This is a genomic window from Phenylobacterium sp. (assembly GCF_036502675.1).
Classification (GTDB): Bacteria; Pseudomonadota; Alphaproteobacteria; order Caulobacterales; family Caulobacteraceae; genus Phenylobacterium.
This window is the reverse complement of record NZ_DASXYF010000115.1, coordinates 19,128-32,514: the sequence shown is the minus strand read 5'-3', so window position 1 is coordinate 32,514 and position 13,387 is coordinate 19,128. Positions and strand designations below refer to the sequence as shown.

Below are 13,387 nucleotides of genomic sequence, written 5' to 3'. Positions count from 1 at the left end.
GCGCCGCGGTCAAGCCGGCCCTTGCGTTAATTCCCCCAAGCTGTCCAATTCGTCCAGCCGGCGTTCGTAGGCTTGGGCGAAGGCGCGGTTGAGCACGCTGTCCGGCTCGCCCTGCGCCTGCTGGCGGAAGGCCCCGTGCAGTTTGACGTATTCGGCCCAGTTGACCTTGGCCCGCAGCATGTAGGACTGGCGCTCCAGGGCGGCTTCCACCGCCTCGGGGCTCAGTCCGTCAAGGGTGGCGCCGATGGCCGCGCGCATGCCGGCCAGCATGCAGAGCAGGTGCTTCTTCAGGTCGCCGAACGAGGCGGTCACCGCGGCGGGGCCGGTCAGGAACCCTGTCTCGCGGCCGCGCAGCAGGTCCACCGCCACCCGCTGGGGCGCGGCCCATTTGAAGGGGTTGTTGCCCTCGGCGTGCACCCGGGTGCGCTCCATGCGGTACCCGCTCTTGGCGCTGGTCCGCTCCTGCATCAGGTCGCCCAGGCCCAGCACCATCTGCCGGTAGACCTCGCCCAGGCGCTGCATCACCACCGCCGGATCCTCGCCGGCGAAGGCCGAGGCGTCGAGCTTGGCCCCCGCGCAGAAGGCGTCCAGCAGCGAGCCGTCGCTGGGCGGCGCGGCCGCGGGCGGGGCGTCGGCCCAGTCGAAAGGGATCGCCAGGCTTTCGGCGCCGATCGCGCTGTCGTCGAGGATCGGACGGTGGAACGGGGCGTCGAAAGGGCTGTCGTCGTCGGCGGGAGGCGGGGCGAAGCTGTGGCCTTCCTCGACGACGATGACGAAGTCGCCGAGCTGGATGGTGTCGCCGGCCGAGAGCAAGGTCTGGGCCTGAGGGGCCAGGCGGCGGCGTTCCGCGCCCAGGTAGACCCCGTTGGCGCTGGTGTCGCGCAGGCTGATCGCCCCGTCCTTCAGGACCACGACGCAGTGCTGGCGAGAAAGGGTCCGCGCCGGGTCGGAGATCGCCCAGTCGGCGCCGGCGTCGCGGCCGATCGCCAGCTCCCCTTCGTCGAGGTCGCGGGCCTCGAGCTGCCGGGAAGGATCGGCTTGGTGAAAGAGGCGTAGGGTGTACATCAGCAACGCCATGCTACGGTTGAGTTAGAGACTAGGAACGCCCCCGATCACGGTCAGATCCAGGTCGATCTGCTGAAGCTGGGTCTGCTCCAGGTCGATGGCCGGGGCCTGGGCCGCGAGCGACAGGACGGGCTGGCCCGCGACGATCAGCGGCCGGTCGCGCCGCTCCATGCCGGCGACCTCCAGGCGTTCCTGAATTTCGGAATTCAACTGATTGAAGGCATTGAAGAGTTCTCCGAACTCATCGTTCCGGTCGTGCGAGATGCGGAACTCGAAGTCGCCGGCCGCCGCGTCGTTGATCGCGCGCTTCAGGCGGCGGAGGGGATCGGCCAGCAGGCGGGCCAGCGCATAGCTCGCGGCCGCCACGACGCCGAGCGTCACCAGGCCGAGGCCGGCCAGCAGGATGCGCGACCTGGCCATGGCCGACTGCACCGGCCCCTGGCTGACGCGCACGTCCACCTGGCCGAAGTCGTGGCCGGCGTAGATGATCGGGCGCACGAAGCGGAAGCCGTCGGTCTCGCCTGCGGCCTGGACGGCGGTGACGGTGAGGCCGGCGCTGCGCCGCACCATGGGCTCGGCGGCCTGCGGCCGATAGGTCCGGCCGATGCGATCGAGGCGGCTGGCCGCCCGGACCACGCCGTCGCTGTCGACGACGGTGATCTCCTGGATGTTCGGGTCGGCGGCGGCGGACGTGATGAAGGCCTGGGCCGGCAGCCAGTCGCGCTGGCCGGCGGGCAGGGCGGCGTTCTCGGCCGCGCTCAGCGCCGCGTTGCTGGCCACGAAGGTGGCGATCGCCGAGCCGGAGGTCACGGCCATCTGGCGCAACGCCTCGTCCTGGCGCTTCAGCACCGCGCCGGTCGAGACGATCAGCACGAAGAGGGTCACCGAGGCCATCAGGAGGGTCAGACGGGCCGGCAGCGGCAGGTTGCGGCGCTGGCGGTGGCCTTCCCTGGCCACGGCGGCGTAGACGCCTTCCTCCCGGCGCAGGGCCTCGACGAGCTGAGCGCCGTCGGCGAAGCGGCGCTCGGGCCGCTTGCAGATAAGTTTCTCCACCACGAATTGCAGGCCGCGGGGAGTCTGGGGGGCGAGCTCGCCGATCGGCTCGGGATCCTGCTGGGTGATCTGCAGGGCCAGGGTCATCGCGCTTGCGCCGTTGAACGCCTTCTTGCCGGTGAGGAGCTCGTAGAGCACCACGCCGACCGAGAACAGGTCCGAGCGGCCGTCGATCTCCCGGCCCAGGGCCTGCTCGGGGCTCATGTAGCGGGGGGTGCCGACCACCTGGCCGATCTGGGTCTGCACCAGCTCGCCGTCGGCGGGATCGGATTGCGTCACGCGCGCAATGCCGAAGTCGAGGATCTTCAGGCTGCGGCCGTCCTTCGACAGCATGACGTTGGCCGGCTTGATGTCGCGGTGCACGACGCCGAGCGCATGGGCGTAGCGCAGGGCGTCGGCGAGTTGCAGGCCGATAGCGATGGTCTCGTCGACGGCCAGGCGCCCACAGCGGGCCATGGCGCGGTCGAGGGTCTCGCCGTCCAGCAGCTCCATGGCGATGTAGGGCGCGCCGCCTTCCTCGCCAACGTCGTAGATGGTGGCGATGTTGGGATGCGACAGGGCGCCGGCGGCCTTGGCCTCACGCAGGAAGCGGGTGGCGTACTGCCGATCCTGGCAGAGGTGCACCTTCAGGACCTTGATCGCCAGCACACGGTCGATCCCCGGGTCGTAGGCCCGGTAGACGTCGGCCGTAGCGCCTTCGCCGACGCGCGCCTGGACCTCGTATCGCCCGATCCGCTTCAGCAAGGGGTTCCTCCTGCGACCTGCGCCCGGCCGGGCGCACGGCGGTTCTGACCGCCGAAAAGGACACTAAACGGTGGAGGTTAAAGGAGAATTTGCATCGCGTGACCGCGGCGCCCTCAGGAGCGGCCGCGCACCGTGGTCTGGATGCGCGTCGCGCGGTCGAGGTCGCGGCGGATCAGGGCGTTGTCGGGGTCGAGCTCGCGGGCCTGGCGCAGGAGGGCGACGGCGCGGTCGATCTTGCCGCCGTTCATGTGCGCCAGCGCCGCGCCGCGCAGCTTGCTGGCGCGGGTCGGGTCGCGGAGGCGGGGCGCCGTGGCGGCCTGGACGGGGGCGGGCGCGCGGGCCGCTATGGCCTTTCTCGGCGTGCCGGGGACCTTCAGGAGCTGGCCGGCGGTGACGCTCTGCGGCGCCTCGACGCCGTTGTAGCGGGCGAGCGCATAGAACAGCCGTGGGTCGCCCAGCAGGCGGCCGGCGATCTGCGACAGGCTCTCGCCGGGGCGCACGCGGTAGGTGTAATTGCGCGCGCCCAGCAGGACGACGGGGTCCTTCTCGATCTGGTCGAGCAGGCTGCGGGCCGCCGCATTGCCGGGCTCGCGGGCCAGCGCCGCCTGCAGCTCGGCCCGGGCGGGCTCGCGCTGGCCGGCGCCGAGCAGGACGAGCGCCCGGTCGATCCGCTCGCGGGGATCAATCTCCGGCGCGGCGGGGGCGGGCGCGGCGGCCAGCGGCGCAGGCGGGGGCGGGGAGCTGGTGGTGGCGCAGCCCGCCAGGACGGCGGCGCAGGCGCCGAGCGCCAAGGCTGCGCGGCGGGCGTTCACGAGACCAGCCGCCGGCGGATGGAGGCGCGCTGGCGATGCACCGGCGAGGTCAGCACCGCCAGCCACTCCGGGTCGGTGACGGTGCGGGCGAAATCCTCGGCGGCCAGCGGCCGGGCGAAGAAGAAGCCCTGGAACATCGAGCAGCCCAGGGCGCGCAGGGTGTCGGCCTCCTCACGGGTCTCGACGCCCTCGGCCAGCACCAGGATGTCCAGGCCGTGGGCCAGTTCGACCAGGGCGGTGCAGATGGCGTGGCTGTCACGGCGCTGGTGCACGTCGGTGACGAACTCGCGGTCGATCTTCAGCTTCGAGAACGGCAGGTTCTTCAGGTAGCTCAGGCTGGAGTAGCCGGTGCCGAAGTCGTCGATGGCGACGCTGACGCCCAGTTCGATGAGCTCGCCGAACAGCTGTCGGGTGTGCTTGGCGTCCTCCATGGTCGCCGTCTCGGTGAGCTCCAGCTCCAGCGATTGCGGCTCCAGGCGGTGGCGCTCCAGTGTGCGGACGATCATGGTGTTCAGCGCCGGGTCGCGGAACTGGCGGGCCGAGAGGTTGACGGCCATCTTCAGGCCGCGCAGGCCCAGGTCTTCCCAGGCGCGCGCCTGGCGGCAAGCGGTGTTCAGCACCCAGAGGCCGACCTCGTCCATCATGCCGGTCTCCTCCAGCACGGGGATGAACTCGCCCGGCGAGACCAGGCCGCGCTCGGGATGGCGCCAGCGCAGCAGGGCCTCGGCGCCCACCACCCGGCCGGCGGTAAGGTCGACCACCGGCTGGAAATGCAGTAGCAGCTCCTCGCGGCTGATCGCCTGGCGCAGGCTCTGCTCCAGGGAGAAGCGGGCCCGGGCGGCGGTGGAGGATTCCGCGGAAAAGAAATTCAGCCGCCCGGCGGCGAGCTGGCCGGACTTGGGTAGGGCGGCCAGCGCGCGGGTGAGCAGGATCGGGGCGTCGGCGCCGTCGTGCGGGTGGATCGCCGCGCCCAGGCCCACGTTGGGGGTGATCTTGAAGTCGGCCGCGTCGATCTCCTGGCCCAGGACGTAGGACAGCGCCTGCAGTTCGGCCGCGGCGGTCTGCGGATCGTCGACGCCGGAGACCCAGACGGCGAAGCAGTCGCGGTCCACCTGCGCCAGCGGGCGGCCCTGGTCGACGGCGCCCTCCAGCCGTCGGGCGAAGGCGTGCAGCACCCGGTCGGCGGCGGCCTGGTCGAAGGCGGCCAGCCGGTCGTAGTCGGCGAAACGGATCACCCCCAGCACCGCGGCGCCCTGGGCGCCCGCCAGGTCTTCGGCCAGGGTGGCCAGAAAGGGCTCGCGGGTGGGCAGTCGGGTGACCGGATGGCGGTGGGTCAGGCGGAAGCTCAGGGCCTCCAGCCGGGCGGCCACGTGGCGGGCGTCGGCTATCAACTGGCCGGCCTCGTCGGCGCGGCCGCGCCCGGGTGCGTCGCTGGCCTCCGCGCACTGGCGAAGTTCGCCGGCCGCCACGCTGATCGGACGCAGCAGGTGGGCCAGGCCCGCCAGGCCCGCCGCCGCCAGGGCGGCGGCGGCGGCCAGCAGCGGCGCGCTGATCCGTCCGTCCGAGGCGCCGGCGATCAGGGCGATCGGCGCGGCTGCGCCCAGGGCGGAAACCCCCAGCAGCTTGGCGCGGTAACCGACCCACGGAAGCCGCGCCGCGGTGTTGTAGACCCAGAGCTTGCTCATTCCACGCCGCAACGATTGTGACCAAATCGTGGGCAACATGCTCCGGCGGATGCTGCGAGCAGGTGAACATTCATCCCTAACGCAAGATGACCGGGCGCCCCGGAGGCCGCCGGTTCCGCGCGCTTGCGAAACCGGATGACGTCCAGGCGCGTCTGTGGCTTCGTCCACCCGTGGCCCAGTCCCTCTCCAATGACCTGCGCGCCAGCGTCCGCTTCCTCGGTCGGGTGCTGGGCGATGTGATCAAGGCGCACGGCGGGACGGCGCTGTTCAACCAGATCGAGGAAATCCGCCAGGCCTCGGTGGCCTTCCATCGCGAGGGCTCCAGCGAGAGCGCCGCCCTGCTCGAGCGGCGGCTGATGGGGCTGGATCTGGCCGACACCGTACGGTTCGTGCACTCCTTCACCTGTTTCCTGCAGATCACCAACATCGCCGAGGATCAGATCGCGCGGCGCAACGCCCGGGAGTGCGACGTGCGTGGCGACGGCCTGACGGCCTGCCTGCATGACCTGGCGCGAGAGGGCGTGGAGCCACCGGAGGCCCTGGCCCTGCTGAACAGGGCTTTGATCGTCCCGGTGATCACCGCCCACCCCAGCGAGGTCCGCCGCAAGAGCGTGCTCGACCGCACCGGCGCGATCTCCGGCGACCTGGACGCTCTGGAGCGCGCGACGGGCGAGGCGGAGCGCGCCGCCATCCTGGCGGACCTCGCCCGGCAGGTGGCGATCTTCTGGCGCACCCGGCTGCTGCGCAGCGTGCGGCCCGGGGTCGCCGACGAGATCGAGACGGCGGTCTCCTACTTCGAGCGCAGCTTCCTGACCGAGCTGCCCAGGCTCTACACGCGCTGGCGGCGGCTGTTCGGCGGGACGGTCGAGCTGCCGAGCTTCCTGCGGATCGGCTCCTGGGTGGGCGGCGACCGCGACGGCAACCCGTTCGTCACCGCCGCCGTCCTGCGCCAGGCTTTCAGCCGCCAGGCCCGGGCGGCCTTGTCCTTCTACCTGGCCAAGGTCCACGCCCTGGGGGCGGAGCTGTCGCTCTCCGGGTCGCTGGCCGGGGTGACGCCGGCGCTGCAGGCCCTGGCGGAGGCCTCTGGCGACGCCTCGCCGTCGCGCGCCGACGAGCCGTACCGCCGGGCGCTGAGCGGCATCTACGCCCGGCTCAGCGCCAGCTATCCGCTGTTGACGGGGGAGGCGGCGCCGCGGCCGACGCACCTGCCGGCCCAGCCCTACGGGTCGCCGGCCGAGTTCCGGGCGGACCTCTCGGTGATCCGCGATGCGCTGGTGGAAATGGAGGGTTCCACCTTTGCGGAAGGGCCGCTGACCGACCTCTCGCGCGCCGCCGACGTCTTCGGCTTCCATTTGGCGACGCTGGACCTGCGGCAGAACTCGGCGGTCCATGCCCGGATGGTGGGCGAGCTCCTGGCCGGCGCCGGGGTCTGCGCCGACTACGAGGCGCTGAATGAGGACGCCCGCTGCATCCTGCTCGCGGGGGAGCTGGGACACGGGCGGCTGCTCTACTCGCCTTTCGCCCGGTACTCCGACGAGACCCAGCGGGAGCACGCGGTGCTGCAGGCCGCCGCCGACGCGCGGCGCCGCTTCGGCCCGGACGCCATCAAGGCCTACATCGTCTCCAACACCACCGCGGTCTCGGACCTCCTGGAGGTCTATGTCCTTCTGAAGGAGGTGGGCCTGTTCCGCCCCGGCTCGCCGCCGGCGGCCGACGTGCTGGCCGAGCCGCTGTTCGAGACCATCGCCGACCTGCGCGCCGCGCCCGACACCATGCAGGCCTATTTCGCCTTGCCGGTCGTCCGCGATCTGCTGGCCGCCGCGGGCCTGCAGGAGGTGATGATCGGCTATTCCGACAGCAACAAGGACGGCAGCTACCTGACCTCCACCTGGGAGCTGCACCAGGGATCGCTGGCGCTGCTGGAGGCCACGCGGGCGGCGGGCTTGAAGCTGCAGCTGTTCCACGGACGCGGCGGCGCGGTGGGGCGGGGCGGGGGCTCCAGCTTCGAAGCCCTGCTGGCCCAGCCGCCCGGCACGATCGACGGCCGCATCCGGGTGACCGAGCAGGGCGAGGTGGTGGCCAACAAGTACGCCGACCCCCACCTGGCGCGGCAAAGCCTGGAGACCCTGACCGCCGGCGTGCTGCTGGCCTCGCTGCGCAGGCCCCGGTCCGCCCAGGCCGATCCCGCCCACGCCGAGGCGATGGACGCGCTGGCCCAGGCCTCGCTCACCGCCTACCGGGGGCTGGTCTACGACACGCCGGGGTTCGCCGACTATTTCTACCAGGCGACCCCGATCGCCGAGATCGCCGATCTCAACATCGGCAGCCGGCCCACCTCGCGGCAGGCTAGCCGCAGCATCGTGGGCCTGAGGGCCATCCCCTGGGTGTTCTCCTGGTCGCAGTCGCGGGCCATGCTGCCCGGCTGGTACGGCTTCGGCACGGCGGCGGCGGACGCCGGGGTGGCGATGTCGCGGCTGAAGGAGCTCTACGAGGCCTGGCCCTTCTTCCGGACAACGCTGGCCAACATGGAGATGGTGCTGGCCAAGGGCGACATCCACATCGCCCGCCGCTACGCGGGCCTGGTGGAGGACCAGGGGCTGGCCGAGGCGATCTTCGGCCGTATCCACGATGAGTGGGACCGCACCTGCGACGCGGTGCTGGAGATCACCGGCCAGGCCCAGCTCCTGGAGCGCAACCCCGACCTGGCGGCGGTGATCCGCTCGCGGCTGCCCTACATCGACCCGCTCAACCACCTGCAGATCGAGCTGATCCGGCGCCGACGCGCCGGCGACGCCGATGATGCGGTGCGCGAAGGCGTCCATCTGACCATCAACGGCATCGCCGCCGGACTGCGGAACAGCGGGTGAGCGCGCCCGTTCCCGGTCTTCGCGGTTTCGAGAACACGCCGCCGTCCCTCGGCGTTGGCCGGATCGAGGATCCGTCATGAGCAAGCCCCGCACCGTCGCCGTCCTGGTCGGCAGCCTCCGCAAGGAGTCCTTCACCCGCAAGACGGCCAGGGCCCTGGCCAAGCTGGCGCCGGAGGGGCTGACCCTGGAGATCGTCGAGATCGGCGACCTGCCCTTCTACAACGAGGACGTCGAGGCGGATCCCCCGGCGAACTGGACGGCCTTCCGCCGGAAGATGAAGGCCGCCGATGCGGTGCTGTTCGCCACGCCGGAATACAACCGCTCCGTCCCGGGCCTGCTGAAGAACGCCATCGACGTGGGCTCGCGCCCCTACGGCTCCAGCGTGTTCGACGGCAAGCCCGGCGCGGTGGTCAGCGTCTCGCCCGGCGTGATCGGCGGTTTCGGCGCCAACCACGCCCTGCGCCAGTCGCTGGTGTTCCTGAACGTGCCCGTCCTGCAGCAGCCGGAGGCTTACGTCGGCGGCGTGGCGGCCCTGTTCGACGACAGGGGCGAACTGGTGGACGACAGATCCAAAGACTTTCTGCGGAAGTTCATCCACGCCTTCGCGGCCTGGATCGAGCGGCACGTGTGAGATCCGGCCCCGCCCCGAAACCGCCACAAGCCCATACTTTGCTGCGTTGCAGCATAAAAAGGCTCGACGTCGCGGCCTAGCTGGGCGATCTAGGGCCGGAAGGGGATTTGAGGAGCATCGACGATGATCAAGACCGGGCCGCACCTGAAACAGGCCCGCGAAGCGCTTGGCTGGTCCCCGGCCGAGCTGGCGCGGGCGTTGCGCTTGGCGGGCGGGGAATCCCAGGGCGAGAAGCGAGTCCTGGAGATGGAGTCCGGCCGCCGGCAGCTGTCCGGTCCGGTGGCCGTGGCGGTCGAATCGTTCCTACACGGCTTCAAGCCGCTGGGCTTCAAAAACGACGACGTGCTCGCCAGCATCCCGCCGCCGCGCAAGCGGCCGGCGGCGGCGGGCGCAGCGCCGGCGCGGCGCTTCTAGGCCCTGATGCGGCCGGCGGACGTCCGGCCGGCCTCGCGCGCTCACGAAATCGGGGCTTCCTGCGGCCGGGTGGTTGCCTAACCGGCGCCGCCGTGATTGACGGCGCCTGGACTTCGAGGACCCAGCCATGACCGACGCCCCCTCCGAATCCGACTCCGCCGGCGGCTATATGACGCCCGAGCGGATCATGATCCGCGACATGGCCCGCGAGTTCACCCGCGAGGTGGTGCTGCCCGTCGCCAACCGGCTGGACCCGGAGAAGGGCGACATGCCCCGGGAACTCATCGACCAGATGGGCGAACTGGGCTTCTTCGGCATCCTGATCCCCGAGGAGTTCGGCGGCCTGGGCCTGGGCGCGTTCGAATACTGCCTGGTGGCCGAGGAACTCGCCCGCGGCTGGATGAGCGTGGCCAGCATCATCGCCCGCGGCAACTCCTTCTACCGCTCCGTCCCCGGCATGGGCGAGGCGCGCCGGCGCAACATCGAGGCGATGGCCAAGGGGCGGTACCTGGGCGCGGTGGCGCTGTCCGAGCCGGGCGTCGGCTCGGATCTCTCGGGCGTCAGCTGCCGGGCCAGGCGCGACGGCGACGAGTGGGTGATCAGCGGCTCGAAGTACTGGTGCACCTTCGCCGACGGCGCCGACTACATCAGCGTGCTTTGCCGGCTGGACGCGCCGGACGTGCCCAAGGGCCGGGCCGGCGCCTTCTACGTCTCGGTGGAGAAGCCGAAGGGCGAGCTGCCCAAGGGCTGCACGGGCGCGCCGATCCCGAAGATCGGCTACTTCGGCTGGAAGACCTGGGACCTGCACTTCGACAACGTCCGCGCCCCCGTCCAGCTGGCCGAGACCGGCGCCTCGGCCGGCCAGGTGGAGTCCAACGCCTTCGCCCTCGGCCTCGCCCGCGCCCACACCGCCGCCCGCTCCATCGGCTTGGCGCAAGGCGCGCTGGAGGACGCCATGGCCTACGCCAAGGAGCGCGTGCAGTTCGGCCAGCCGATCTCCGACTTCCAGGCGATCCGCTTCAAGCTGGCCAACATGGCCACCGAGGTGCAGGCGGCGCGGCAGCTGATGTACTACGTCTGCACCGAGATCGACGCCGGTCGCGGCGGGCGGGTGGAGACCTCGATGGTCAAGCTGTTCGCCTCGGAGATGTCCGAGCGGGTGACCAGCGAGGCGCTGCAGATCCTGGGCGGCGCCGGTTACACCACCCTGCACCCGGTGGAGCGCTACTGGCGCGACGCGCGGCTGACCAAGATCTTCGAGGGCACTTCGGAGATCCAGCTCAGGATCATCGCCGACGCCCTGCTGGGCAAGCCCACCATCCGCGGGTCGAACTGAGGCGGGCTCCGGCGGTCCGGGCGCTCACCCGCCCAGCCGGGCCTGGAGATCGAGCGCGTCGCCCGCCGCCGAGCCGGCGCCGGTGTTGTCGAGGATGCACCAGCGCTCCGCCGCGGGACTGGCCGCGACCAGGGCGGCCCAGCGGTCCAGGTCGGCGGGGCCATAGGGCGAGAAATAGATCCGCGGCGCGCCGTGCAGGCGCAGGTACAGGAGTTCCGGCCAGCCGCCGGGGCGGGCCGCCGCGGGAACGCGCGCCGGGTCGGCGGCCGCCCGCGCGATGCGGTGGTCCATGAGCATATGCTCGGCCGCGTCCCCCAACCAGCTGGCGTGCCGCGGCTCGCAGGCCGCCGGGCCGGCATAGCCCCGGCGCAGTCCGCGAGCCGCCGCTCGTGCGTCATGGTGCGGCGCAGCTTCACCGCGAAGCGGAAGCCGTCGGGAACGCTGGCCGCCCAGCGCGCATAGGTCTGCGCGCGGTGCGGCCGGTAGAAGCTGGAGTTGATCTCCGCGGCGCGGAAGCGGGCCGCATGGCGCTCGAGCACGCTGGGGGCGCCCGGGAACCGGTCGGCGGCCGGGCGAGGGACCGCCCAGCCCGCGTGCCGACGCAGATCACCTGTGGCCTACTTGCGCTTCTGCTTGCGGGCGGCGTAGCGGGCGTCGCGGGCGGCCTTCTGGGCGGCGCGCAGGGCGAGGTGGCGGGCCTCTTCGGTGATGGCGTCCTCCTCGGCCTTCTTGGCGGCGGCCTCGGCGCCGGCGGCGCGCTTGGTCTCGCGCTCGGCGGCGCGCTCGGCCCGCAGGCGTTCCAGCTCCGCGGCCTTCTCGGCGCGGCGCAGGTCGATCAACGGGTCGGTGACGGCGGGCTTGGGCTTGAATTTCGCCAGCATGGCCTGCTTGGCCGCGGCGGAGGCGGTGCGTCGGTCGTTGAAGTTCAGGGTCTTCGGGTCGCTCATCTCATGTCCGGATTGGTGGCGGGCTTTCGGGGCCGCTAGACCCCGGGACATCTAGCGAATAACCGCGCGTCCTCAAGTCCGGTTGCGCCGGACGAAGTGCTTTATTGTGCGGAAACCGGCGCCCGGTTCCGGTCGGCCCGGACTAACCCCAGCCTTCGACCGGCCCCTTGCGGCGGGCCGCCACGCGCGGCGGCATGTCCTGCGCCCGGGCGGTCGGCGGGCCCGGCTGTTCGGCGGGCGGACCGTAGAGCCAGCCCTGCGCGAAATCGACGCCGGCCCGGCGGACGGCCTCCTCCACCTGCGCCGTCTCCACCATCTCGGCCAGGGTCTTCACCCCCAGCTCGGCGCACATGGTCACTAGGTGGCGGATGAAGGTGCTCTCGCGGCCGCCGTGCTGCAGCTCGCGGATGTAGCGTCCGTCGATCTTCACCACGTCGAGGCTGAGCTGCTGCAGATAGGCTAGCGAGGCCGCCCCGGCTCCGAAGTCGTCGAGGCAGATCTGGCAGCCCTCCGCCCGCAGGGCCTGCAGGTGGCGGTCGGCCAGCGGCAGGTCGTCGATGGCGGCGCTTTCGGTCAGCTCGAAGATCAGCCGGTTGCGGATCTTCGGGTGGGCGGCAATCAGGGCGCGCACCTTCTCGACGAACTGGAAGCTGCCGATGGTGCGTCCGGAGACGTTCACGGCGAGCCTGAGCGCGGGGTCGGCGTCCAGGCGCTGGACCGTGCGCTCGACGATGGCCAGGTCCAGGGGCTCGATCAGGTCGAGCTCCTCGGCCATGCGGATCAGGGGGAAGGGGCTGGAGTTGTCGCCGAAGCGCACCAGCACCTCGTGGTGGTGCAGCGCGCCGCCGGCCTTCAGGTCGACCACCGGCTGGTAGACCAGGCGGAAGTTGCGTTCGGCCACGGCGTCGCTGAGCGCGCCGACGTCCATCAGGGTGCGGCGCATCGAGCGCGAGACCGCCTCGCCCAGGGACAGGGAGGAGACCTCCGAGACGCCGTCGCGGATGAAGCTGTCCAGGGAAAAGCGCAGCGCCCGGATCACCTGGCTGGCGGAGGCTTCGGCCGACAGCGCCACGGTGGCGGCGGCTGGGCGCACCTGGTGCTGCGGATCCAGCGACAGGAGCTGCAGCATGCGCTGGGCCAGCGCCTCGCCCGGTTCCCCCGCCCGCCGGCGCACCAGGGCGTAGCGGTCGGCGCCGAGGTTGGCGGCGGCGCGGCCGCCGTGCGAATGGGCGCGCAGCACGCCCGAGATCCGCTGCTCGGCGTCGCGGGCCGCATCGGGGCTCATGCCCTTGCGCGCCGCGGCGAGGCCGGACATTTCGACCATCGCCAGTTCCAGTTCCACGCCGGTGGCCCTGGCGGTCTCGAACAGGGCGACGGCGGCGGCTTCGAAGGCGGCCTTGTCGTGCAGACGGCCCATGCCGCCTGTCGGCGTCCGCGCCGCCCGGCTGAGGGCGCAGGAGATCGCGCCGCCGTTCTGGGGAAGCTGGCAGGCTGAGAGCGAGACCGCGCGCTTCATCCCATCGCCGGCAGGCGCGAGGCTCACCACCACCGGGCCGCCGCGCAGGCCGCCGCGCAGGCCGTCGAACAGCGCCTGCAGCATGGGCCGGTCGGCCGGATCGACGAAATCGCGCCAGGGCCGGCCCACCAGCTTGGTCTCGGATGAGCCCGACAGCGCCTCGCTGGCGCCGACGGCGAAGGCGATCCGGCCCTCCGCATCGATCTCCACGAGGAGGTCGGCGCTGGCGAACGCGAAGCCCAGAAGGCGATGGGAGCCGAGCGTCAAGGCGCGTTCCTTTGCATGGCGGCTCGCAAATATGACAGCCTCCGCTTAAT

Annotated in this window: 11 protein-coding genes and 1 pseudogene; 4 read left to right on the top strand and 8 right to left on the bottom strand. The window is 71.7% G+C overall.

Features of this window, described 5'->3' with window-relative positions; all coding sequences use genetic code 11:
• Positions 1-9: 9 nt before the first annotated feature.
• The 4 genes from tagH to VGL30_RS15275 all read right to left on the bottom strand — a co-directional run bounded on the left by tagH (position 10) and on the right by VGL30_RS15275 (position 5,359).
• Positions 10-1,077, bottom strand: coding sequence for a type VI secretion system-associated FHA domain protein TagH (tagH, locus tag VGL30_RS15290; RefSeq protein WP_331540875.1), 1,068 nt, complete (start codon positions 1,075-1,077; stop codon positions 10-12).
• 12 nt (positions 1,078-1,089) lie between these two features.
• Complete coding sequence (locus VGL30_RS15285) at positions 1,090-2,862, bottom strand: protein kinase domain-containing protein (protein ID WP_331540874.1); 1,773 nt, start codon at positions 2,860-2,862, stop codon at positions 1,090-1,092.
• 113 nt (positions 2,863-2,975) lie between these two features.
• Positions 2,976-3,674 carry a LysM domain-containing protein gene (locus VGL30_RS15280; protein ID WP_331540873.1) on the bottom strand — a complete coding sequence of 233 codons (699 nt, stop codon included), beginning with the start codon at positions 3,672-3,674 and terminating at the stop codon, positions 2,976-2,978.
• A complete protein-coding gene (locus VGL30_RS15275) occupies positions 3,671-5,359 on the bottom strand; it encodes a bifunctional diguanylate cyclase/phosphodiesterase (RefSeq protein ID WP_331540872.1) in 1,689 nt (562 codons plus the stop codon). Before VGL30_RS15275 ends, VGL30_RS15280 begins: the two co-directional genes overlap by 4 nt.
• 170 nt (positions 5,360-5,529) lie before the next feature.
• Between VGL30_RS15275 and ppc the strand changes: the two genes are divergently transcribed.
• The 4 genes from ppc (at position 5,530) to VGL30_RS15255 (ending at position 10,607) form a co-directional block, all read left to right on the top strand.
• Entirely contained in the window at positions 5,530-8,226 is a 2,697-nt protein-coding gene (ppc, locus tag VGL30_RS15270; RefSeq protein WP_331540871.1) for a phosphoenolpyruvate carboxylase, read from the top strand.
• A gap of 76 nt (positions 8,227-8,302) precedes the next feature.
• Positions 8,303-8,857, top strand: coding sequence for an NAD(P)H-dependent oxidoreductase (locus VGL30_RS15265; RefSeq protein ID WP_331540870.1), 555 nt, complete (start codon positions 8,303-8,305; stop codon positions 8,855-8,857).
• A 123-nt stretch (positions 8,858-8,980) separates the two neighbouring features.
• Positions 8,981-9,271 (top strand): helix-turn-helix transcriptional regulator, encoded by a 291-nt coding sequence (locus tag VGL30_RS15260; protein WP_331540869.1) that lies wholly within the window; start codon positions 8,981-8,983, stop codon positions 9,269-9,271.
• Between the two features lie 127 nt (positions 9,272-9,398).
• A complete protein-coding gene (locus tag VGL30_RS15255; protein ID WP_331540868.1) occupies positions 9,399-10,607 on the top strand; it encodes an acyl-CoA dehydrogenase family protein in 1,209 nt (402 codons plus the stop codon).
• Positions 10,608-10,631: 24 nt separating this feature from the next.
• Here the strand turns inward: VGL30_RS15255 and VGL30_RS15250 are convergent, their stop codons facing one another.
• The 4 genes and pseudogenes from VGL30_RS15250 to VGL30_RS15235 form a co-directional block, all read right to left on the bottom strand.
• A complete protein-coding gene (locus VGL30_RS15250; RefSeq protein ID WP_331540867.1) occupies positions 10,632-10,898 on the bottom strand; it encodes a DUF72 domain-containing protein in 267 nt (88 codons plus the stop codon).
• A 143-nt stretch (positions 10,899-11,041) separates the two neighbouring features.
• Positions 11,042-11,146, bottom strand: a pseudogene (locus VGL30_RS15245) (DUF72 domain-containing protein); the annotation flags it as partial.
• 78 nt (positions 11,147-11,224) lie between these two features.
• Positions 11,225-11,554, bottom strand: coding sequence for a DUF6481 family protein (locus VGL30_RS15240; protein ID WP_331540866.1), 330 nt, complete (start codon positions 11,552-11,554; stop codon positions 11,225-11,227).
• Between the two features lie 142 nt (positions 11,555-11,696).
• Positions 11,697-13,337, bottom strand: coding sequence for a sensor domain-containing phosphodiesterase (locus tag VGL30_RS15235; protein WP_331540865.1), 1,641 nt, complete (start codon positions 13,335-13,337; stop codon positions 11,697-11,699).
• Positions 13,338-13,387 lie beyond the last annotated feature (50 nt).